This is a genomic window from Aliiglaciecola sp. CAU 1673 (genome assembly GCF_029223185.1).
Taxonomy (GTDB): domain Bacteria; phylum Pseudomonadota; class Gammaproteobacteria; order Enterobacterales; family Alteromonadaceae; genus Bowmanella.
On sequence record NZ_JARHUG010000011.1, the window covers coordinates 140,945 to 163,582 of the forward strand.

At 51.7% G+C, this 22,638-nt stretch carries 12 protein-coding genes; 11 read left to right on the top strand and 1 reads right to left on the bottom strand.

Annotated features, from left to right (window positions below):
- The first annotated feature begins 13 nt into the window (after positions 1 to 13).
- The 4 genes from pulA to P2G88_RS12280 all read left to right on the top strand — a co-directional run bounded on the left by pulA (position 14) and on the right by P2G88_RS12280 (position 10,112).
- Complete coding sequence (pulA, locus tag P2G88_RS12265; RefSeq protein ID WP_275796361.1) at positions 14 to 4,321, top strand: pullulanase-type alpha-1,6-glucosidase; 4,308 nt, start codon at positions 14 to 16, stop codon at positions 4,319 to 4,321.
- 466 nt (positions 4,322 to 4,787) lie between these two features.
- Complete coding sequence (locus P2G88_RS12270) at positions 4,788 to 7,616, top strand: TonB-dependent receptor (RefSeq protein ID WP_275796362.1); 2,829 nt, start codon at positions 4,788 to 4,790, stop codon at positions 7,614 to 7,616.
- 122 nt (positions 7,617 to 7,738) lie between these two features.
- The gene (locus P2G88_RS12275) at positions 7,739 to 9,250 is read left to right on the top strand and encodes a tryptophan halogenase family protein (RefSeq protein ID WP_275796364.1); all 1,512 of its coding nucleotides are present in this window, start codon (positions 7,739 to 7,741) and stop codon (positions 9,248 to 9,250) included.
- 157 nt (positions 9,251 to 9,407) lie between these two features.
- Positions 9,408 to 10,112 carry an OmpW family outer membrane protein gene (locus P2G88_RS12280; protein WP_275796366.1) on the top strand — a complete coding sequence of 235 codons (705 nt, stop codon included), beginning with the start codon at positions 9,408 to 9,410 and terminating at the stop codon, positions 10,110 to 10,112.
- A gap of 30 nt (positions 10,113 to 10,142) precedes the next feature.
- On the opposite strand, the gene P2G88_RS12285 is transcribed toward P2G88_RS12280, so the two are convergent.
- Complete coding sequence (locus P2G88_RS12285; protein WP_275796368.1) at positions 10,143 to 11,057, bottom strand: hypothetical protein; 915 nt, start codon at positions 11,055 to 11,057, stop codon at positions 10,143 to 10,145.
- Positions 11,058 to 11,244: 187 nt separating this feature from the next.
- Between P2G88_RS12285 and P2G88_RS12290 the strand changes: the two genes are divergently transcribed.
- From P2G88_RS12290 to P2G88_RS12320, 7 genes are all read left to right on the top strand, one after another.
- On the top strand, positions 11,245 to 13,095 hold the full coding sequence (locus tag P2G88_RS12290) for a glycoside hydrolase family 13 protein (protein WP_275796370.1): 1,851 nt from the start codon (positions 11,245 to 11,247) through the stop codon (positions 13,093 to 13,095).
- Between the two features lie 24 nt (positions 13,096 to 13,119).
- Positions 13,120 to 15,558: a TIM-barrel domain-containing protein gene (locus P2G88_RS12295; protein WP_275796372.1), complete on the top strand. Its 2,439-nt coding sequence runs from the start codon at positions 13,120 to 13,122 to the stop codon at positions 15,556 to 15,558.
- A gap of 176 nt (positions 15,559 to 15,734) precedes the next feature.
- Positions 15,735 to 17,474 (top strand): alpha-amylase family glycosyl hydrolase, encoded by a 1,740-nt coding sequence (locus P2G88_RS12300; RefSeq protein WP_275796385.1) that lies wholly within the window; start codon positions 15,735 to 15,737, stop codon positions 17,472 to 17,474.
- Between the two features lie 25 nt (positions 17,475 to 17,499).
- A complete protein-coding gene (locus tag P2G88_RS12305; RefSeq protein WP_275796374.1) occupies positions 17,500 to 18,387 on the top strand; it encodes an alpha/beta hydrolase-fold protein in 888 nt (295 codons plus the stop codon).
- Between the two features lie 219 nt (positions 18,388 to 18,606).
- On the top strand, positions 18,607 to 20,115 hold the full coding sequence (locus tag P2G88_RS12310; protein ID WP_275796387.1) for an MFS transporter: 1,509 nt from the start codon (positions 18,607 to 18,609) through the stop codon (positions 20,113 to 20,115).
- A gap of 11 nt (positions 20,116 to 20,126) precedes the next feature.
- Positions 20,127 to 21,842, top strand: coding sequence for an alpha-amylase family glycosyl hydrolase (locus tag P2G88_RS12315; protein WP_275796376.1), 1,716 nt, complete (start codon positions 20,127 to 20,129; stop codon positions 21,840 to 21,842).
- A gap of 235 nt (positions 21,843 to 22,077) precedes the next feature.
- Positions 22,078 to 22,473 (top strand): DUF3718 domain-containing protein, encoded by a 396-nt coding sequence (locus P2G88_RS12320; protein WP_275796378.1) that lies wholly within the window; start codon positions 22,078 to 22,080, stop codon positions 22,471 to 22,473.
- The last annotated feature ends 165 nt before the right edge of the window (positions 22,474 to 22,638 follow it).

The following is a 22,638-nucleotide window of genomic DNA, read 5'->3' on the forward strand; positions in this document are numbered from 1 at the left end:
ACGGAGTATCAATATGTTTGCTTCCTCTAAGACACTAACGCTGGCCGGGCTGATGCTCGCAGCGCTGGTTTTGGCCGGTTGCGGGGGCTCGGATGTCGAACCGGGCGAAACCTTGTTGACCTGTGATGTGCCCAATATTCCCGATGCCAGCGGCACCAGCTGTGTACCGCCGCCACCTATCCAGTGCGATCCGCCTACGGTGCCCGATGCACGCAATGAATCCTGTGTGGTAGGGGCCGATCCTAATGCGCCAGATCCGGTGTTTTTTCCCGGCGCGGATCAGGCCGTGCTGTACTACAATCGCGCTGCCGTGGGTGCCGATAACAGCACCAATGACTCCTCCTACGAGGGCTATCGCCTGCATACCTGGAGTAATGATACCTGTAACGCCTATTCGGAGGCCGATACCGATTGGGCCAATGGCCGCAACTATAATGGTATCGACCCAAATTATGGTGCTTACTGGATCCTGGACCTCAAGCCTGGCTATGCCGGTACTGAAGGCGCTTGCGGTAACTTTATTATCCATATCGGCACTGATGACGCCGGTAAAGAGATGGGCGGCGGAGATTTCAAAATGCCCCTGTCGCAGGATGATCCCACTTTTGCCAGGATGAACTTCACCTTCTCCGGCGTCCCTTCGGTATTTGAATTCCCTATTGTGTCTTTGGGTCCGCAGCCGGTGAAAATTGACGGCGCCGCAGCCCATTGGTTGACGGCCGATATTTTGGTGTGGGAATTGGATAATCGCGATCTGATTTCCGAATTAAAGTTGCATCATTCTGCTGCCGCTGACTTGAAGGTAGATGTGGACACTGGCCTAAACGGTCAGAGCCTGACCATGGTGGAAACCGAACTTAGTGATGCACTTAAGGCTAAGCATCCGCAACTGGCCAATTGGCCGGCCTATAAGCTGGATGTGGATAGCAATCAGGCCAAGTCTTTGCTGAAATCCCAATTAGTGGCAGCGGCCTATGATTTGGATGGCAACCTCTCCAAGGCCACCGCTGTGCAAACCGCTAAGGTGCTGGATGCACTGTATACTGCTGGGGATAACGATGCCGATGAAGCCGAGTTAGGTCCTGTTTATGCCGATGGGCAGATCAAGGTGTCAGTATGGGCGCCCACCGCCCAATCGGTGAAACTGAATGTCTATAATACGGCCAAGTCGCGCACTGCCAGCCATGCTATGAGTCTGAACGAAGCGACTGGCATTTGGTCGTATACCGGCACTAGTAGTCTGGACAGGCAGTACTATCGTTTTGAGCTGAGTGTTTATCATCCGGTCAGCGCCAAATTGGAAACCCTGGAAGTGACCGACCCCTACTCATTAAGCTTGTCCACCAACGGTCGGTTCAGCCAGTTTGTTAATCTTGAGGATGCCGATCTTAAGCCCGCTGGCTGGGAGGGTCATTCCGTACCGACAGTAGCCGACCCTGAAGACATCATTATCTATGAGGGTCATATCCGCGATTTCAGCGGGCTGGATGAAAGTACCAGCACTGAGAACCGGGGCAAGTACCTGGCCTTTACCGAAGCCGACAGCGCGCCGGTCAGTCATCTTAAAATGCTGGTGGAAAATGGCCTTAATCACTTCCATCTGCTTCCTAGCGCCGATATGGCCACGGTCAATGAAGATCCCAGCAAATCGGTGGATCTGAACAGCACGGTACAAGAGCTTTGCCGTTTAAACCGACAGGCCCAGGTCTGTAGCGAGGAAAATCCAAGCGCCACCTTGTTGTCGGTGTTTGAAAGCTACGATCCCTTTACTGAACCCACCAAGGCCCAGCAACTGGCAGAGGATATGCGTGGAGTGGACCGCTTTAACTGGGGTTACGATCCGCATCACTACACCGTGCCTGAAGGCAGCTATGCCTCTAACGCAGAAGGCGTCGCCCGCATCCTTGAAACCCGTGCCATGATCCAATCTTTGCATGAAATGGGCCTTCGAGTGGTGCAGGATGTGGTTTATAACCACACCAATGCTTCGGGTCTGAATGACAAGTCGGTGCTGGATAAAGTCGTGCCCGGCTATTACCACCGCTACGATCTCAACAGCGGTGGGATCTTGCGCGAAACTTGCTGTGATGATACCGAGCCACGCCATCGAATGATGGAAAAGCTGATGCAGGACTCTCTGCTGACCTGGACCGAGCAATATAAGTTTGACGGTTTCCGTTTCGATATTATGAGTCATGCCAGCAAGGAAACGATGCTTGCCCTGCGTGAAGCGGTGCAGGCCGTGGATGCCGACAACTACTTTTATGGTGAAGGCTGGACCCGCACAGATCGGGGTTTTGAGCAGGCTAATCAGCCGAATATGGCCGGTACAGAAATCGCCACCTTTAATGACAGGCTGCGTGAAGCGGTGCGTCAGGGCGCATTTTTCAGCGGCACCAATAGCAATATGCGCGACCAGGACCGCCTGAAAATGGGCTTGGCCGGTACCCTGAAAAACTATGTCCTTAAAGACTTTAATGGCATTGATGCCAGCACCAGTGTGCTCGGTGGTTACGCCGAAGATCCCGCCGATATCATTAACTATGTCTCCAAGCATGATAATGAGACGCTTTGGGATCAGCTGCAGTACGTGTTGCCACAAAGTCTGAATCTGAATCAGCGGGTGCGGGTGCAAAATATTGCTGCCAGTATTCCTTTGATGTCGCAGGGCATTCCCTTCCTGCAGTTAGGCGGAGATTTGCTGCGCTCCAAATCCATGGACCGCGATGCCTATGACTCTGGCGACTGGTTTAACCGGGTGGATTTTACCTACCAGCATAACAACTGGAATGTAGGTCTGCCCCTGGCCGACAAAAACCAGGGCCGCTGGGCCGAGATGGGGGGCTTTATCTACAATCCCCAGCGTGACGCCGGGCCCAGCGATATCGGTTTTGCTGCTAGCGTCTTCCAGGAGTTCCTGAAGATCCGCTCCACCAGTAAATTGTTCCGCCTGACCTCAGGGCAGGACATTATCGATCGCGTGGGTTTCCACAATATCGGTAAAAACCAGACTCCCGGTCTGATTGTTATGAGTATCGACGATGGTTTGGGCTTGCCCGACCTCGACCCCATGCATGACGCCCTGGTGGTGGTGATCAACGGTACAGCTAGTGAACAGTCCCATACGGTGCGCACCGCCACTGGCTTTAGTCTGCATAGCGCTCAGCAAAACTCCGTCGATGCATTGGTGCAGGAAGCCGGCTTCTCCCAAGGCGAAGGCGAGGGCACTTTTAGCGTGCCAGCCTATACCACAGCGGTCTTTGTCAAAACTCAAAGCGGTGCTCAGGGAGAAGGTCTGTCGGCCTATGCCACCGCCGGTGCGCCGGATGTGGTGCCTTATGGCAGCACCACGGTTTATGTGCGCGGCAGCCTGAACGGCTGGAGTGAAAACGACCCCATGAGCTATCAGGGCAATGGCGTTTATCAACGTGCTATCGCCTTAACTGGCGGCGCAGAAATTGAGTTTAAGATTGCCAGTGCCGACTGGTCGACCGTAGACTTTGGCGCCCTCGGTGGCGATACGGTACAGGTCAACGAAGGTGAAGAAAAAGTATTGGGCCGTAGCGGCGCCAATCTTAAATTTGCCCCTGCGATAGATGCTACTTATCTGTTTATCCTTGATGCCAGCAACCCCGATGCACCAGTGCTTAGGGTGCGTAACGAGGAGCCTTTCCCCGGCACCACAGTCTACGTGCGCGGAAGCCTTAACGGCTGGGGTACGGACAATCCGATGAGCTACGATGGAGCAGGACTGTATAGCGCCGAAATCGATGTCACCGCCGGTAACTATGAGTTCAAAGTGGCCAGTGCAGATTGGTCCACGGTCGACTTTGGTGCCGCCAACGGTCCCTTCAGTCTGGGTGACGAGATCGACCTTAGCCGCAGCGGCCCTAATATCGGCATGAACTTCGGTGATAGCACGCAATACTACTTCGCTTTTGATGCCAGTAATTTGGATGCGCCGACTTTGACGGTGAACAAGAGCCGGATGTTTGGCGATACGGTGGTCTATATCCGAGGTGGCATGAATGGCTGGGGCGCAGTGGATGCACTGGTCTTCCAGGGTAAGGCGACCTATAGCGTTGATATTGCCCTAAGCGCCGGTGTGCACGAGTTTAAAGTAGCCTCCGAAGATTGGGCGACGGTCAACCTTGGTGTACCACCAGGCGGCACCAGTGACGTTGTGATAGGTCAAGCCAAAGTGCTTGGAGGCTCCAACGACAATCTAAGAATTGAGGTAACGAATGCCGGTACCTATCGCTTTACTGTCAAAGGCCCTAGTGCTTCTGCACCAACGGTATCGGTGACGCCGGTGCCCTGATAGAGGCTCATGGAAAAAACGCTGCTTCGGCAGCGTTTTTTTTGCGACTAAGCATGGTTCAAAGCACCAATCTGGTGCAGATTTTTTTGTAATTGGCAACGTAATTCAGTGCCATATTGACTCGCATTTACTCACATTTGGCATTCACATTGTTTTTACCTTGTAAATTTACAACGTTAGCAAGGTGCCTATGGCGTTGGGGTGACATTGCAAGAACCAGGGGATTATCATTAAAAAACAATAAGATACATGGATGTGCGGAGCGGAGTATCGCTCTGCATGCTGAAGGGCTGATGTTAATAAAATGTAGTGCTTAAGCTATGAATACGTATGCAGTCAGTTGTGCCCCTTTCAAGCCTGGCGGTACTATTCATGGCAACAAATTGGACACATTTTGCAGTATTTGTGACCGCACGCCCCATCAGAGGGCAAACAACAATATAGACCCGTAACTCAGGACACAGGCATGAAAACATTCAAACCGAATCTGATTACCTCTGCGCTTTTTGCCGGTGGTATGGCTTTAAGTAATGCAGCGCTTGCACAAGAGCAAGGCAACGCGCAAGCGACCCCTGACAAAGACGTTGAAGTCATTGCCGTGTCCGGGGTACGCGTAAGTATCCTGAGTGCGCTTGATGCGAAGAAAAACTCTGATGTGGTGGGTGATTTCGTTGGTGGCGGCGATTTGGGGGTTCTCCCTGACCCTTCAATCGCCGATGCCCTTGGCCGGGTAGCCGGCGTTACTACGGTGCGTGAAAACGGTCAGTCTTCACAGCTCAATATTCGCGGTATGAACGGTGACTTTATTCAAACCACCCTGAATGGTCGTGAGCAGGCTTCCACCTCGGGCTATACCGAAAGCACCCGCTGGATGGCATTTGATCAGTACCCTGCCGAGCTGATTACCGAAGCCGCGGTATATAAGTCGCCCAAGGCCTCTCATATTGAAGGCGGTGTGGCCGGTCTGGTTGAACTGAAAACCGTTAACCCGTTAAAAGGCGAGAAAGAGCATAACTTTAACGCCAGTGTCAGGGCGTCCTACAATGATGCCGCTTCCGATGTGGGTGCCGATGAGTTCGGTGAGCGTCTGACCCTGTCATATACCGGCAAGTTCCTTGAAGATACCCTGGGTTTGGCCCTGGGCTATTCCCATCTGAGCCAGCCCAATAGTTTCATTAAGGCCCGCGCCGGCGCCGATAGCCAGATTGGTTACGGAGACGGTCGTGCCCGTGCATTCCAATGGCAAGCGGGTACCGGTAATGATGAGCGTAATGGCTACCTGGCCAGTCTGGTCTATCAGCCAAATGAAAACTTTACTGCCCAGTTCGACTATTTCCGTTCCGACTTTGATAGGGAAGACATTCGCCACGGTATTACCGTGGGTGGTCTGCAAAATGCCAACACCTTTGACCTCAGTAATACTACAACGGTTGATGGCGCGGTAACCGGCGCCACTGTGTCGCTGACCGATCCCAACACCACGTTTGACTCCAGTCCCTGGTTTGAGTCCCGCAGTGAAGATCAGTCCACCCAGGCAGAAACCGATAGCTTTGGTCTGAACCTGGAATGGCATATTGATGAGACCCAGAAACTGACGGTGGATATCGCCCGTAGTGAAGGCACCAAGACCCGTAAAGACCGTATTGTTTCCATGCATGCCTATGATCTGACCTACACCGGCGATACCCTGACCACCTGGCAGGAAGCGGCAGGCCAATCCTTTACCTATGTGGGCAATGGCAGCGGCATCCCCACTGCCAGCTTTGGTGGCGTGGATTTTACCGATGTGGAACAAATGCAGATGTCCCGCTATGAGGAATACCCTCACCTGTATACCGATGAGGTTACCAGCTTCAAGGTCGACTATCGCAAGTATGTGGAGCTTGGCATGATCACCTCCTTTGAGGCCGGCGCCAGGGTATCCAAGCGCGAATTCAACGCCGACCGTGGTACTTTCCTGTATGGCGCCCGTGACGGCCAGTTCAACGGCTACTGTGCCGACAATCTGTCTGATATCGATTGTATGCCCCAATCCCTGGCCGGTTTTGTTACCGTGGAATCGACCCCCGGTGTACCAGACCACCTGGTGGTGACCGACTTTGACGGCCTGGCTACCAGTATCTTCGGCGCCGGTAATTACGAAGGCAAGAAAGTATTCAGCCGCGACTGGACCTTTGTTGAGTCCGGCTTACTGGAAGAAAAGGTTGATGCCTATTATCTGATGGCCAATCTGGAAACCGAACTGGGTGATGTGCTGGTTACGGGTAATGTCGGCGTGCGCTATGTGAAGACCGATGTGAAGTCCAGCGGTGTGCAGAATGTCGGCGCCGGTAACGGTACTTCTATCACCGACGGCGTTGGTGTGACACAGGATAACTATGACTATGTCTCCTATGGTCCCGAGTACTCGGATACCCTGCCATCCTTAAACCTGAATTTCCAACTGACTGACAACGATGTACTGCGCCTGGCTGCAGCCAAGGTGATGGGACGTCCTCCCGTTGGCCAGTTAAAAGGCGGCGCCGGCTCCTGGAACAGCATGAATAACGATGGCCAGACCGAATATAACGTCTGGACCAAGGGCTCTCCTTATCTGGATCCGTTCCGCGCCACTCAGTTCGATCTGTCTTATGAACACTATTTCGAAGAGGAAGGCGCCGTTACCGTTGCCTTGTTCTGGAAAGATATTGAAAGTCTGGTGGAAAAGCAGTTCTTTGGTCCCGACCAGACCGGTCAGGCTTTCTTTGACAACCTGGGTATCGATATTCCCGAAGGTCAGGTGGCGGGCGCCTTTGAAACCTTCGTTAATAACGATAAGGGCGGCTATATCCGCGGTATCGAACTGGCGGGTACCAAGACCTTCACCAATCTACCCGGTGTGTTCGCAGGGCTTGGCCTAAGCGCCAGCTACTCCTACACCGAGAGTGAGACCGAGATCAGCGGTGGTAACCTGTTCGGTACCAATCAGCCCCTGCCTGGTTTGTCGGAAAACGTGTGGAGTACCACGGTATTCTGGGATATCGGCAATTTCAGCACCCATGTCAACGTACGTTATCGTGACGAGTTTGTGTTGAACCTGCCAATTCCGGGCAGTTCGACGCCGGTACTGTCTCAGGAATACACCACGGTGGATGCCCAGGCCTCTTATGCCTTTGAAAACGGCTTTGACATTGTGTTCTCGGTACATAACCTTACCGATGAGGCCAATGTGGTGGAATACAACCAGCCCGGTCAGCTGGGTGAGTACACCGAGTTTGGTCGCCAGTTCTATCTGGGTCTGAACTACAAGTACTGATAGATTGGCATGCAAGCCATTATTATCGGTCTTTACTGAAGTCGTCCGGCGGGTATTGCCCGCCGGACGATTTTTCGTTTAGCTGGTCGGCAGGGTTTCGACAGGTAGCAGGGTATAGTGTCATGAATAGCAGTAAAAAGCGGGTAGTGATCCTCGGTGGCGGTACAGCCGGTTGGATAGCGGCCAACCTGATGGCTACCCATTGGGGCGACAAAGGCTTTGAGATCAGCCTGGTGGAGTCACCTGATATCGGCATTATCGGCGTCGGTGAAGGCTCGACCCCGCCGCTAAAAGGTTTTATGGACACCATAGGGGTGAGCGAGTCCGAGTGGATGCCAGAGTGTAACGCTACCTATAAGGTGGGTATTACTTTTAAGGACTGGTCAGTCAAACCCGGTTTTACCCAGTACGTACACCCCTTTTTATGCCAGCCGGATCATTTCTCGGTGCCGGCCTTTTTCCACAACAGCTTCTTACGTCGCAAGGGGCTGGATCTGGAAGGGCATCCGGATCATTTCTTTTTGACGACGGAAATGATCAAACAGAAACTGGCGCCGGTGGCGCCGCCCAATTTCCCCTTTGAAATCAATTATGGCTATCACTTCGACTCCGGTTTGCTGGGGCAGTTTCTGGCCAGGCATGCGGCCAAGAAGGGCGTGCAGTATATCTCCGCCACGGTCAGCGAGGTGGTATTGGACCAACAGGGCAATATCGCTTATTTGCTTACCGGCGAGGGACAACGCATTGAGGGGGACCTTTTTGTGGATGCCAGCGGCTTTAAGGGCCAGCTGATCCAGCAGGCCTTAAAAGAGCCCTTTATCAGTTTTGCCGAAAGCCTGTTTAATGATTCTGCGGTGGTGTTTGCCACCGATGCGGATGAGGATATTGCTCCGCACACGGTCTCCACAGCCCTTAAATATGGCTGGGCCTGGCGTATTCCCCTGACCAACAGGGTGGGCAACGGTTATGTGTACAGCTCCCGCTTTGTGGATGATGACCAGGCCGAAACCGAGTTCCGCGCCCACCTGGGTTTGCTGGACAGCGATGTTGCGGCGCGGCGTCTTAAATTCAAGGTAGGCAGGGTACAGCATCACTGGGTCAAAAACTGCCTGGCAGTGGGACTCTCCCAGGGCTTTATTGAGCCTTTGGAAGCCACCGCACTGGATATGGTACAGGAAACCGTGGTGCGCTTTATCGAGGCTTATAACCAGGGTGACAGCGATGCCGGGCGCAATGCCTTTAATACCCGCATCAGTGCCCGGTTTGATGCCGTGCGCGACTATATTGTCTGCCACTATCGAATCAGCTCCAGAGCCGATACCGACTATTGGCTGGCCAATGGCAGCAATGAAAAGATTTCTCCTTCCCTGCGTGCCATTTTAATGAGTTGGATGGCGGGTCAAAATATTACTGATGAATTGGAAAGGCAGAAGCTGGATGCCTATTTCCCGAATGTGTCGTGGAATTGTCTGTTGGCCGGTAAGGGCATCTATCCTACCCGGGAGCAGTTAAAGCCGGGCAATGAAATGGCCAATCAATACAAGCTGGAAGACATCCGCCGCTATATCCAGGGCTGTGCCATGAACTTCAAACCTCATATGCAGCAGCTCCAGGCCCTTGGAAAAACCAGCTAAAGCTGCCTTTAATAGCAATAAAGCTTGATCGGGATCATTGTCCTACAGACAAACCACCTGGATGTCTGCAAAACCTTGATCCCGGTCAGTTTTCTGTGTCCCGGATAGCGGCACTATGCGCCCCAGAGAGATTCAATTCCTTACTGGAGCACAAAACATGAAAAAACTGACTACACTCGCTGCCCTGACTGCCGCGCTTCTTTCTTCCGCCGCCCAGGCCAATTTTCACATCAATGTGGGCGCCATCCATGTGGCCCCCAATGATGGCAGCAGCTATCTGAACGTTGTTGAAACCGTCGCAGGTTTGCCGCAAAACTCATCCAGGCTGGCGGTGGATTCCAATACCCAGCTGGGCCTGACCTTTGATTACGATATCGATGCCAACTGGACAATCGAATTGATTGCGGCCACCCCTTTTAGCCATGACATAAGCCTGAATAGCACAGTAGGTGCGGTAAATGGCCTGGCCGTGGGTGAAACCAAGCACCTGCCACCTACGCTGTTGGCGCAATACCACTTTATGGGCCAGGATTCAGCATTTCGTCCTTTTGTGGGCTTGGGTTTAAACTACACCCTGTTCTTCTCTGAAGACATCGACCCAGCCCTGAAGAATGTCCTGGTAGCTACCGGTGCCGCCACCACCTCTGATGATGTCAGCCTGCACTTGGATGACTCATTTGGCCTCGCCGCTCAAGCCGGTTTCAACTACCGCATCAACAATACCTGGGGCGTGCACGCCATGGTCATGTGGGCAGATATCGACAGCGATGCCGAGGTTCGTGTCAATGGCACCAATGTGCAGGCCATTGATGTGAAAATCGATCCGCTGGTGGCCATGATTGGCGCTCGTTATCGTTTCTAAAGCGCTGTGAAATAACTCTCAGACGCCGATTCAGTTCACTGAACCGGCGTTTTGCTTTTCAGAGGCCAGATTTTTTAGAATACCAGGCTGGAACAACCAAAGCTCTTCTCTGTCCCATGGCACGCCGTCGCACAGCAGCGGGTTGTACAAAGGGATATGGACACGCTGTGATAAGCCAAAGCGGGTCAACAAGTCGCCATAATACTGTTTGAACAGTGCGTCGAATCGGCCATCGACGCGGGCTGCTTCGAGACCTTTCAAGAGATCTTGTGCAAGCTCAGGGTTATCTTTACTGACAAAAAAGTAGAATGCGCTGGGATACTGAAGCAGAAGGTGGCTATCGATGGCTAAATCAAGGGTGGAATGCTGTGCCAAATCATTTTCAATTTCCAGGATAGAGCGGGGAAAATAGTCCAATCTTTGTTTATCAAGCATCAGATAGAGCCCTTCGTAATCGCTACCGTCGAAAATTCTGAGGCCATTACTGCGCAAAATTTTGGTGTCACTCCAGCTATGTACCTGTCCACCATGTAGTGTTTGCAGATCGCGGATATTGAATCTTCCTTTAAGTTTGTCTGGCTGTGATTTGTGTACCAAGGCAATGCGCAGACCATTTGCGCCTTTGAAAATAGGAAAATGAACGGGCATCGCTTTTTCTGCCCGTTCTTTTAAGCAAGTCCCAGTGAGGACATCCAGTCCATGGCCCAATTCATCGATAGCCCGTTCTTTGGGTAAATACGCTCCGGAGCCTCTCACTTTGTAGTGTTTGTGCGGGATGTAAGACAGTGCCAGCTGCAAAAGTTCGGTGGTGTAATCAAGACGTTCTGTGCCATGGTAGATCACCCAGGTAGCAGGGCTTTGCTCTGCCTCGGGTAGCTTAAAGGAAGCGGCAAAAACAGCGATGCTGAAAGCCCACAGCAGCAGTAACAGAATCATCCTGGTCACTGGCGTATCTCTGATATGGTCGGCATTTTGCAAACACCTGATGTAAAAAAGAAAAGCTATCGACAAAGCCGCATTTGTTACTAATTTGTAATGAATACGTATGCAGTTGGCTGCCTGCTTACTCCCCTGGCTTTATCATGACACTACCATTTCGTCGTCATTAACGACAATAACTAACTCTACTGCCATGAGATCATCCATCGCACTATTTTTGGTCGTTCTATCGCTGTTATCGACACGATTATCCGCTTCATCCATTGAGCATCTTGAACCCCTGCATTGGTGGGTGGGAATGCAATCGCCCAAGTTGCAATTGATGGTGCATGGCGAGGATATTGCCGGCTTAACACCCAAACTGACGTACCCCGGAGTCAGTATTGAGCAAGTCCACAGGGTAGAAAATCCCAACTACCTATTTATTGACCTGAATATTGCCCCTGAGACCAAATCTGGCGTGCTTAGCCTTGGCTTTTATCAGGAAGATACGCTCAAACTGTCCCAGCCTTATCAGTTAAAAGCCCGGCAGCCTGGCTCGGCCATGCGTCAGGGCTTTGGACCGGCCGACAGTATTTATTTAATTACCCCGGATCGCTTTGCCAATGGCGATCCAACAAATGACAATGTTGCTGGTTATCAGGATAGGCTTAACAGAAATGAGCCGGATGGCCGTCATGGTGGTGATATCCGCGGCATCATCGAGCACCTGGACTACCTTCAAGCGCTTGGCGTGACCCAACTTTGGATTAACCCGCTGTTGGACAATGCCATGGACCGAACCTCCTATCATGGTTACTCCACCACAGATTACTACGCTATCGATCCTCGCTTTGGCAGCCATCAGGACTACCTGCAGCTTTCAGAAAAGGCCCGCGCTAAAGGCATGGGCTTGATCAAAGACGTCATCCTTAATCATATTGGTAGTCAACATTGGTGGATGGCGGATTTGCCCAGTCAGGATTGGCTTAACCATGTCGATCGTTATCAGGAGACCAATCACCGCAGGGAAGCCTTGCACGACCCCCATGGTACTCAAACTGACCGGCTGGGTTTTAGCGACGGTTGGTTTGTACCCACTATGCCGGATCTGAATCAGCGCCATCCTTTTGTGGCCAACTATCTGATTCAAAACAGCATTTGGTGGGTGGAAGAAGCCACTCTGTCGGGCATTCGTTTGGATACCTACTCGTATTCGGACAAAGAGTTCTTAAGCCAGTACACGGAACGCCTGATGGTGGAATACCCAAAGCTAGGCATGGTCGGCGAGGAGTGGAGCATGAACCCTGCCATTGTGGCGTATTGGCAGCGCGGCACTGCACGTCATGATGATTACCAATCCGCATTGCCCAGCCTGTTTGATTTCCCACTGCAAGTTGCGGTGGTTGAGGGATTGAAAAATCCTGAAACCTGGGCCCTGGGACTGCGACAAATTTATCAGGTACTGGCCAATGATTTTGTATACGGCGATCCTTACGCCTTGGTTATCATGCCTGACAATCACGATATGAGCCGTATCTTTACCCAACTTAATGAAGATCCGGCGTTGTGGAAAATGGCTATGGTGCTCTTTGCCACCACCCGCGGCACCCCGCAATTTTTCTATGGCACTGAAATCCTGATGAGCCACCCGGGTACCGATGCCCATGGCGCTATTCGAACTGATTTTCCCGGTGGTTGGCCAGGCGACAAGGTGAATGCCTTTAGCGGTAAGGGATTAACCACTGCTCAGCAGGATGCTCAGGCCTTTATGCGTAAGCTCTTAAACTGGCGTAAAACGGCGTCGGCGGTACATAGTGGAAAGCTGACTCACTTTGCCCCAAGCGATGGGCATTATGTGTATTTCCGTCACACCGATAAGCAAATGGTGATGGTGGTGCTTAACAAAGACGACAAGCCACTGAACTTTGCGCCACAGCGCTATGCTGAGGTGTTAGGTGAGCGGCGAAAAGGGCGTGACGTATTAAGCGGTCAGGCTGTCGATTTACAAGCACTGTCTGTAGCACCTAAATCCGCCATCATCATTGACCTATCGGCAGAGTAAATTCGCCCCCCTTATGGAAAGTAAATGAGCGACATTATGAAATTATCCAGGTTGTTTTTCGCCCTTCTATTCGCCCTGCTGACACCGCTGATTCAGGCTGCAGAGCTTCAGAGCTATCGATTAGATAATGGTGTGTTGCACCTGATGACCGATGCCGCAAAAGTGAGGATAACGCCTTATCAGGGCGCCTTTGAAGTGTTCTATCAGCCTGTAGGCGTTAGACAGTTGCCCTCTTATGCCATCGATCCAAGTGCAAAAGCAGGTAAGGGTGTGCTCGAAGATAAAGGGGATGCGCTGAGGTACTGTCAGGGACTGTTGTGCGCCCGGATTGAAAAAGCACCATTACGCCTGAGCTATTATTTTGCCGGTGACCTGTTGTTGGCGGAGGAAAGTGGACTCTTCGTCAGCGATACCCTGCGCGGCTTTCGTTTCAAATTAAATGCCAAAGAGAAGCTGCTCGGCGGCGGACAACGGGTGCTGGGCATGGACCGACGTGGCCAGCGGCTGCCGTTATACAACCGTGCCCATTACGGCTATACCACCGAGTCTGAGCAAATGTACTTCAGCCTGCCGGCAGTGCTTTCCAGCAATAAATACCTGTTGGTGTTTGATAACACCGCCACGGGCCATCTAGATCTGGGCCACAATGAAAAGGATGTGCTGCAGTTTGAAGCCCTGGCCGGGCGTACCAGCTATTTGGTTGCAGCCGGGGAAGATTATCCGGCCATTCTTGCCAACTATACCGCCATGACCGGCCGTCAGCCTTTGCCACCGCGTTGGGCGCTGGGAAACTATGCCTCACGCTTTGGCTATCGTACAGAATCCGAAACCCGCGATGTGGTAAAAGCCTTTGCCGACAAGGATGTGCCCTTGGACGCGGTGGTACTGGATCTCTATTGGTTTGGCAAAGATATCCAGGGCCATATGGGCAATCTGGATTGGGACAACGAGGCCTTTCCCACGCCTGAAAAAATGATCGCCGATTTTAAGCAACAGGGCGTAAACACCATTCTCATTACCGAACCCTTTGTGCTGACCACCTCCAGTAAATGGCAGGAAGCGGTGGAAGCCGATGCCCTGGCACAAAACCTGGCCGGTGCGCCCAAGCGGTTTGATTTCTACTTCGGCAATACCGGCCTGATTGATGTATTTAACCCCAAGGGCAGGGACTGGTTCTGGCAAACCTATGACAAGCTGCTCAGGCAAGGTGTAGGCGGCTGGTGGGGCGATCTGGGCGAGCCGGAAGTGCATCCCGCCGATACGGTGCATCAACTGGATGACGGTACTCAGGTGATGGCCGATGAGATCCACAATGCTTATGGCCATCAATGGGCCAAGATGGTGTTTGAGAAGCATCGTAAAGCCAGGCCCAACGAACGTCCGTTTATCATGATGCGCTCGGGCTTTGCCGGCTCTCAGCGCTTTGGCATGATCCCCTGGACCGGTGATGTCAGCCGTGAGTGGGGCGGCCTGAAACCCCAGGTGGAACTAAGCCTGACCATGGGCCTGCTGGGATTGGCCTACACCCATTCGGATCTCGGTGGATTTGCCGGTGGTGAGACTTTTGACGCCGAGCTCTACACCCGTTGGCTGCAATACGGTGTTTTCCAGCCGGTGTATCGTCCCCATGCACAGGAGCACATTGCCCCCGAGCCTATCTTCCATGACGACAAAACACTTGCCATTGTGCGCGACTTTATCAAGCTGCGTTATGCGCTTTTGCCCTACAACTACACCCTAAGCTATCTCAATAGTCAGCAAGGCTTGCCGATGATGCGGCCGCTGTTTTTCGAAGATGACAACAACCTTGAGCTGATGGATAACAAAACCAGCTACTTGTGGGGCGATGCTTTTCTGGTCACCCCCGTGACTGAGCCTGGCCTTAGCGAAGTGAAAGTGCAGTTGCCTGAGGGCGTTTGGTACGACTACTTCAGTGGCGAGCTATATCAGGGCGGTACAACAGTTACTCAGCCAACAACTCTCGAGACCTTACCGGTCCTGGTCAGATCCGGGTCCTTTATTCCGATGGTGGCCCCCGTGCAGAGTAGCAAAGACTATTCCAGCGAAACGCTGCAATTGCATTATTACCACCATCCCTCTGTGGCGTCGGCCAAGGGGCTGATGTATGACGATGACGGCAAATCCTTTGATGCGGTCTCCAACAAGCAATATGAACTGTTGCACTTTAGCGCCAAAGGCAATGGCAAAGAATTGATGATGGAGTTTAATCGCGAGGCATACCAATACCCGGGAATGCCCAAGGCCCGTCAGCTGGAACTGGTGGTGCATCACTATGCGCAGCCGCTAAAAGCAGTCAGCTTGGCAGGCAAGAGCTTGCCTTTGGCAAAAAACCAAGAGCAGTGGCAGGGTATGCCGCAAGGGGTATGGCAAGATCTTGAGAAGCAAAAGCTCTATATCAAATTGCCCTGGCAATCTGCACGCCACACCCTTTCTATTCAATAATTAAACAGCTTGCCAAGGAGACTAGAATGAAGAATACCCTGATATCCCTTGCAGTGCTGCTGGTGTTGGTCGGTTGCAGCGAGCAAAAGGAAGCCCAATTGCCAAAGCCTGTTGTTGCAAAAGATGTTGTGCCTTCTCCACAGCCGCAGGCCGAGGGCAAACCTGTTGTCTATCAGATGTTGACCCGTTTATTCGGCAATAAGAATCAAACCAACAAGCCCTGGGCAACCCTTGAAGAGAACGGTGTTGGCAAGTTTGCCGATATTGACGATAAGGCCTTGTCTGCCATCAAAGCATTGGGCGTAACCCATATTTGGTATACCGGTGTGCCCCACCATGCGCTGATCACCGATTACACTGAGTACGGAATTACTGTGGACGATCCCGATGTGGTCAAAGGCCGCGCCGGGTCACCTTATGCGGTGAAGGACTATTACAATGTGAATCCGGATCTGGCCCTGGATCCAAGCAAGCGTTTGCAGGAATGGCAGGCACTGATTGAGCGTACCCATCGCCATGGCATGAAAGTGCTGATGGATATTGTGCCTAATCACGTGGCGCGGGATTATCAGTCCTTATCCAAGCCGCAAGGGGTAAAGGATTTTGGTGCCGATGATGACAAGACGGTGGAATACGCCAAGCACAATAATTTCTACTATATCCCCGGTGAAGCTTTTCAAACGCCAGACCCCTTGCCGGGCTTTGAACCTTTGGGCGGCGAAACCCATCCGTTATCAGACGGTAAGTTCGATGAAATGCCGGCCAAGTGGACGGGCAATGGCAGCCGCGCCGCCAAACCCCATGCCGATGATTGGTATGAAACCGTTAAAATCAATTACGGTGTAAAGCCCGATGGCAGTTACGACTTCCCTAAGCTACCCGCTGAATACGCGCAAAAGGACTGTGACGCCCACCTGGCGTTCTGGCAGCAGCAGGATTTACCCGATGCCTGGCACAAATTTAAGGACATTGCCTTGTATTGGTTGGATAAAGGGGTAGACGGTTTCCGTTATGATGTGGCCGAGTTGGTGCCGGTGGAATTCTGGAGCTTTATGAACTGCTCCATCAAAGCAGTAAATCCTGAGGCTTTCCTGCTGGCAGAAATCTATACGCCACCCATCTACCGTGACTATCTGCACCTGGGCAAAATGGGTTACATCTACGACAAAGTCGGCACTTATGATGCACTTCGCGCGGTGGTGGAGGGCAAAGCCGACACGACGCCACTGCCTGATCTGGCAAAAAGCCTACTGGATATTCAGCAGCACATGCTGATGTTCCTGGAAAACCATGATGAGCAACGTATTGCCAGTCCTCAGTTTGCCGGTGATGCCGATAGGGCGCGTCCTGCCATGGTCGTCACTGCGACGGTCAATGCCGGTCCGACCATGATCTACTTTGGCCAGGAAGTCGGCGAGCCTGGCGAAGGTGATGCAGGGTTTGGAAAGGCCAGTCGCACCACTATCTTCGATTATTGGGGAGTGCCGGCTCATCAGCGTTGGATGAATGATGGTGCCTTCGATGGAGGAATGCTAAGTGACAAGGATAAATCCCTGCGTGATTTCTACAGCCGCTTGTTAAACATAGCCAAATCAGAATCTGCGTTAACCGGGGACTATATTGATTTGCATACCCCCAATCTGTCTACACCGGGCTATGAAGGAAATCTGTATGCCTTTGCCCGTCATCAAGGTGACGAACGTTTGTTAGTGGTCGCCAACTTTGACGAGCAAGTGCATGATTTCGAATTGGTATTGCCAGCAGAGGCGGTCAGCAAAATGGCCATCGATGAGGGGGTGTGGCGATTAAATGAATTGCTATATGGTAAACAGAATGCCAGTCTGAAAGTGCAGGATGGCCAGGGGGCAGTCTCTCTCTCTCTGAAGCCACTGGAGTCCGTTATATTTAAATTATAATACCCTAGCTGTCGGAGACAGATTAATGCAGATAAAAGACCTGCAAAAGCTTGGCATTGGCTTGTTGGTAGGCTGTGGCCTTTTGGCCTGTGGTGGTGAACCGCCCGCACCTGCGGTAACTGAGGCAGCCCCCCCAACCAACCCTGGCTCTACAGCCAGCGCTAACGTGCAGGTCTTTGAAAATGAAATGACCATTGAAGGGACTGGTCGCCCCCGTACCATTAGATTGTATTTGCCGCCGGATTATGCGCTTTCGCAGAAGCGCTATTCGGTGTTGTATATGCACGATGGACAGAACCTGTTCGACGACAAAACGGCTTATGCCGGCGAATGGGGCGTCGATGAGTTCTTCGATGCCCGTGCCAAAGCCGGAAAATCCGTGCCTATTGTGGTCGGCATCGATCATGGCGGTGAGCGTCGCAATACTGAGATGGTGCCCTGGACACCCCATGGCGGAGCCAATGATGAAAGTCTGGCCTATGTACGCTTTGTGGTGGATCAGGTCAAACCCTGGGTGGATAAACATTACCGCACTTGGGCTGATCCGCAGCATACGGCGGTGATGGGCAGCTCACTGGGTGGTTTGATTTCACACTTTATGATTAATCAATACCCCGATGTATTCAGCAAAGCTGGGATTTTCTCCCCTTCCTACTGGGTGTCGGAATATGCCTTTAAACAGATAGAACATGTGTCTTTGCCACACGATGCCAAACTTTATTTTGTGGTCGGTGGTCAGGAGGACGCGAAAATGGTCAGCAATACCTTAAAGGTAGCCACCCTGTTGCAGGATAACGGCTTTCCCATCTCCCAATTCAGAGTCAAGGTAGTACAACAGGGCGAGCATAACGAAGTGTTTTGGGGCTCGGAGTTTGAAGGCGCCTATCAGTGGTTATTCGGCGACCCGGACTGATTTTCAGCTACTGAATACGTATGCACAATGCTGGATAATGCTCGTTTCCATCCAAGGGTTTTTGTAACATCGCTGCTACGCCTCTGTTAACAACAAGCTAACAATTGTTCTGGCCTCTCGGGGCAGGGCAAATAGCCCCAAAGCCACTGGATTGGAAACGTCCTTATGCATAGTGTAAAAGCGGCTAATATCGCCGACCCCAAGCCTTCCCTCAAGGCCGTGGGCAAAACCAAGCCCGAACTCAGTTTTTGGCAAATCTGGAATATGTGTTTTGGCTTTATGGGGATCCAATTCGGTTTCGCCCTGCAAAATGCCAACGTCAGCCGTATCTTTCAAACTTTGGGCGCAGATTACAACAACATGGCGATGCTTTGGGTGGCGGCTCCCATCACCGGCCTGATAGTGCAGCCCATCATTGGTTACCTCAGTGATAACACCTGGGGCAAACTGGGCCGCCGTCGCCCTTATTTCCTTTATGGTGCCATCGCTGCCAGCCTCGCCTTGTTTATTATGCCCAACTCTCCGGCCTTGTGGGTAGCGGCCGGTATGCTGTGGATCATGGATGCCTCTATTAACGTTTCCATGGAGCCCTTCAGAGCCTTTGTGGGAGACATGTTGCCCCGCCGTCAAAGGGCATTAGGCTATGCCATGCAAAGTTTCTTTATCGGCGTCGGTGCGGTTGTCGCCTCGGCCTTGCCCTGGATGATGACTAACTGGATGGGGGTCAGTAACACAGCGGCACCCGGACAGGTGCCAGAGTCGGTAAAGCTGGCCTTCTATGCCGGTGGCGCGGTGTTCCTTTTGGCCGTGTTATGGACAGTTTTCTCCACCAAAGAATATTCTCCGGAACAGCTTGATGCTTTTGAAGACAGCCACCCTGCCGAGGGTGCTCAGGCTGAGATGAAGGTGATCAGAAGCACAGGTCAATATGTCAAAGGTGGTCTTGCTTGGCTGGTGAGCGGTGTTGTTATCGGTATTGTGATCCATTGGAATATTGAACGACTGGATAAAAACCTTTATTTGCTTGCCGGCGGCTTGATGGCATTTGGCGTTGCACAGTTGATAGCGGGTTATATGGCCAGCAAGCGGCATACGGCCAACGGTTTCTATCAGGTCATTGGTGATTTGTTTAATATGCCGCTGGCCATGCGCCAACTGGCCGTGGTGCAATTCTTCTCATGGTTTCCACTTTTTGCCATGTGGATTTACACCACCGCTGCGGTGACCAGCCATCATTACAATACCCAGGACACCAGCTCTGTCCTTTACAATCAAGGTGCAGACTGGGTAGGCGTGTTATTTTCCGTCTATAACGGTACATCTATTCTGGCCGCCATTCTGATCCCCATCATGGTGAAATTCAGTAACTTGCGGATCACCCATCTATTTAACCTGGCACTCGGCGGTGTGGGGTTTATTTCATTCCTCTATATCGATGATCCTGCCTATTTGGTGATACCGATGATCGGCGTTGGCTTTGCCTGGGCCTCTATTCTGTCGGTGCCCTACGCCATTCTCTCCAATGCATTACCGGCGGCGAAGATGGGGGTGTATATGGGGATCTTCAATTTCTTTATCGTTATCCCGCAAATACTGGCTGCCAGTATTCTGGGTTTCCTGGTGACTCGTTTGTTTGACAGCCAACCCGTGTTTGCCTTGGTGGTCGGCGGGTGCAGTATGTTGCTTGCCGGCTTGATGACGTTGCGAGTCAATATCAGCGAAGCCTAGGGAGAGCGAAGATGAATAAACTTTTGTCGAGGCCCTGCTGGTCGCTTTTGAGTCTGTCATTTTTAATCGGATGCCAGCCTGTTCAAGAGCTGGCTGGCGATCATGCACAACCTGCTTCTGTCAGTACCCAAATCCGTCCGCAATTTGTGGGCACTGAACATCCCTTTGCCAGTGAAGCGGTCTATTTCCTGGTGACGGATCGCTTTGTAGATGGGGATCCCAGCAATAATCATGAAGATCAGGGCGGTGACTATCCGACTTTTAATTTACCGCTATTAGGGCCAGATGGACGTCAGGCCAATGTAGGCTACATGGGCGGTGATTTTAAAGGGGTGCTTAATAACGCCCAGTTTATCCGTGATATGGGCTTTACCGCCATTTGGATGACGCCGATAGTCGATAATCCCGACCAAGCCTTTAGTGGCGGCACGCCTATTGCGTTTGGGGAATCCTTTAAGGACGGCGGTAAAACCGGTTATCACGGCTATTGGGGAGTGAACTTCTTTAAGGAAGATGAGCACTATCCTTCCGAAGGTCTTGGTTATAAAGAGTTGGCCGCCAGCTTAAAACAGGATTTCGGCATCAAGTCGGTGTTCGATATTGTCACCAATCATGGCTCTCCGTCTTTCAGTATGCCAGTGGACCAACCCAAGTTCGGCGAGATCTATGGCAAAAACGGTGAACTGATTGCTGATCATCAGAATCTGCCGCCAGAGCAACTCGACCCCACCAATCCGCTGCATCAGTTTTTTCATACTGAACGGGATATTATGGAACTCTCCAATCTCAACGATGAGAACCCTGCGGTTTTGGATTATTTTGTTGAGGCCTACAGCCATTGGATAGAGCAGGGCGCCGATGCCTTTCGTATCGATACCATCAAGCATGTCCCCCATCATTTCTGGAAAGCCTTTGCCGATCGTATTCGGGCCAAACATCCGGGCTTTTTTATGTTTGGGGAAAGCTACAACTATGATGCCAATTTTATTGCTCAGCACACGCTAGCCAAAAATGGTGGTATCAGTGTGCTGGACTTTCCTGGTCAGCAAGCCATGGCTAAGGTTTTCTCCAATGCGGACAGTGATTTTGCTGAGTTAGCCGATTACCTGCATCTTACCCACGGCCCCTATGCCAACCCCTATGAGCTGATGACCTTTTACGACAATCATGACATGGCCAGGATGAATGCCAGCGACAATGGCTTCATCGATGCCCATAACTGGCTCTTTACCAGTCGCGGTATCCCTGTGGTGTATATGGGCTCAGAAATGGGCTATATGCGCGGTGCGGTAGAGCATCAGGGGAACCGCAACTATTATGGCCAGGACAATATTGAACTGGCCAAACAGCACCCTATCCAGGCACAGTTAAGCCGTATCGCCGCATTGCGCAAGCAACTACCGGCTTTACAGCGTGGCTTACAAGTGAATCTGCTGTTGGATGGACACCAGGCCGCTTTTTATCGGGTGCTGCAGGATGGAAACACCGCGCAGACGGCAATGGTGCTGTTAAATAAAGGGGATGAGCCGGCCATCTTTGCCATTGACGATAGACTTGAAGCAGGCCAATGGCAGGAAATGCTCAGTGGAAATATTGCGCGGATTGAAAAGGGCCAGGCTTTGTCCGCTGTGGTCGCGCCGCATGATGTTCAGGTGTGGCTGCGTGAAGGCAATATCAGTAATCCAGAACTGTTGTCCAGCCTCAAAATCCTCAGTGAAAATCGCTGAAAAGCAAAAAATTAACGGAATTTTAAGCAAAAATGGCCAGATCAACCGATTTGGCCATTTTTTGTTTGAGCCGCCACAGCCCCCGTTACAACTGGCCTCAAGAGATATGGAAATATACTGATGTGGCCTTTGCGTATTAAAAAATATAATTAGGTGTCAGATCAGGGGCTGTAACCGCCAATTGGTCATTTGTTAGCCTTTTAACTGTCAAGACAACAGCTAAAGAGGCAACACCATGAAACTTTCAACTCTGACTCTGGTAACTACAATCTCGGCTTTGTCCTTTGCGCCAGCAAGCTTTGCCGATATTAATGAAACCCTGCAGAACATCTGTACCATCGTGAAAAACGATGACAAATCTGAATTACGCAAGAAGATGCGTGCTGTGCAAGATGACTATCGTCTGCGTCTGGGTGACTATTATGACGGTATCAGCTGTGCGGGTAATAGCCTGATCCGCTACGCTATGGAAAACGAAGCAGTGGAAACCGGCACATATATGATTAAGAAAATGGGTAAGAGCGACCTGACGCGCACAGAGAAAGACGGTGTTGCGCTCAAAGAGTGGGCCGAGTCCAACGGCTATATCGCCAGCCCCATCGGCCAGGAATTGCTGGCCCGTATTGATTAACTCTCATCCGCATCATAACAAAGGCATCCATCAGGATGCCTTTCAGACTGTTGAAAAAGGCCTGGACGCAGATCCAGGCCTTTGATCTAATGAGCATAGTGAACAACATGGATTCACCATGCTTAGAGACAAAACCCCCCAACAATATGAACTAGAAATGGTCGC

Bases quoted from the DNA above. Each gene is read 5' to 3' on its own strand.
- pulA (WP_275796361.1), top strand. From the start codon at position 14: ATGTTTGCTTCCTCTAAGACACTAACGCTGGCCGGGCTGATGCTCGCA.
- P2G88_RS12270 (WP_275796362.1), top strand. From the start codon at position 4,788: ATGAAAACATTCAAACCGAATCTGATTACCTCTGCGCTTTTTGCCGGT.
- P2G88_RS12275 (WP_275796364.1), top strand. From the start codon at position 7,739: ATGAATAGCAGTAAAAAGCGGGTAGTGATCCTCGGTGGCGGTACAGCC.
- P2G88_RS12280 (WP_275796366.1), top strand. From the start codon at position 9,408: ATGAAAAAACTGACTACACTCGCTGCCCTGACTGCCGCGCTTCTTTCT.
- P2G88_RS12290 (WP_275796370.1), top strand. From the start codon at position 11,245: ATGAGATCATCCATCGCACTATTTTTGGTCGTTCTATCGCTGTTATCG.
- P2G88_RS12295 (WP_275796372.1), top strand. From the start codon at position 13,120: ATGAGCGACATTATGAAATTATCCAGGTTGTTTTTCGCCCTTCTATTC.
- P2G88_RS12300 (WP_275796385.1), top strand. From the start codon at position 15,735: ATGTTGACCCGTTTATTCGGCAATAAGAATCAAACCAACAAGCCCTGG.
- P2G88_RS12305 (WP_275796374.1), top strand. From the start codon at position 17,500: ATGCAGATAAAAGACCTGCAAAAGCTTGGCATTGGCTTGTTGGTAGGC.
- P2G88_RS12315 (WP_275796376.1), top strand. From the start codon at position 20,127: ATGAATAAACTTTTGTCGAGGCCCTGCTGGTCGCTTTTGAGTCTGTCA.
- P2G88_RS12320 (WP_275796378.1), top strand. From the start codon at position 22,078: ATGAAACTTTCAACTCTGACTCTGGTAACTACAATCTCGGCTTTGTCC.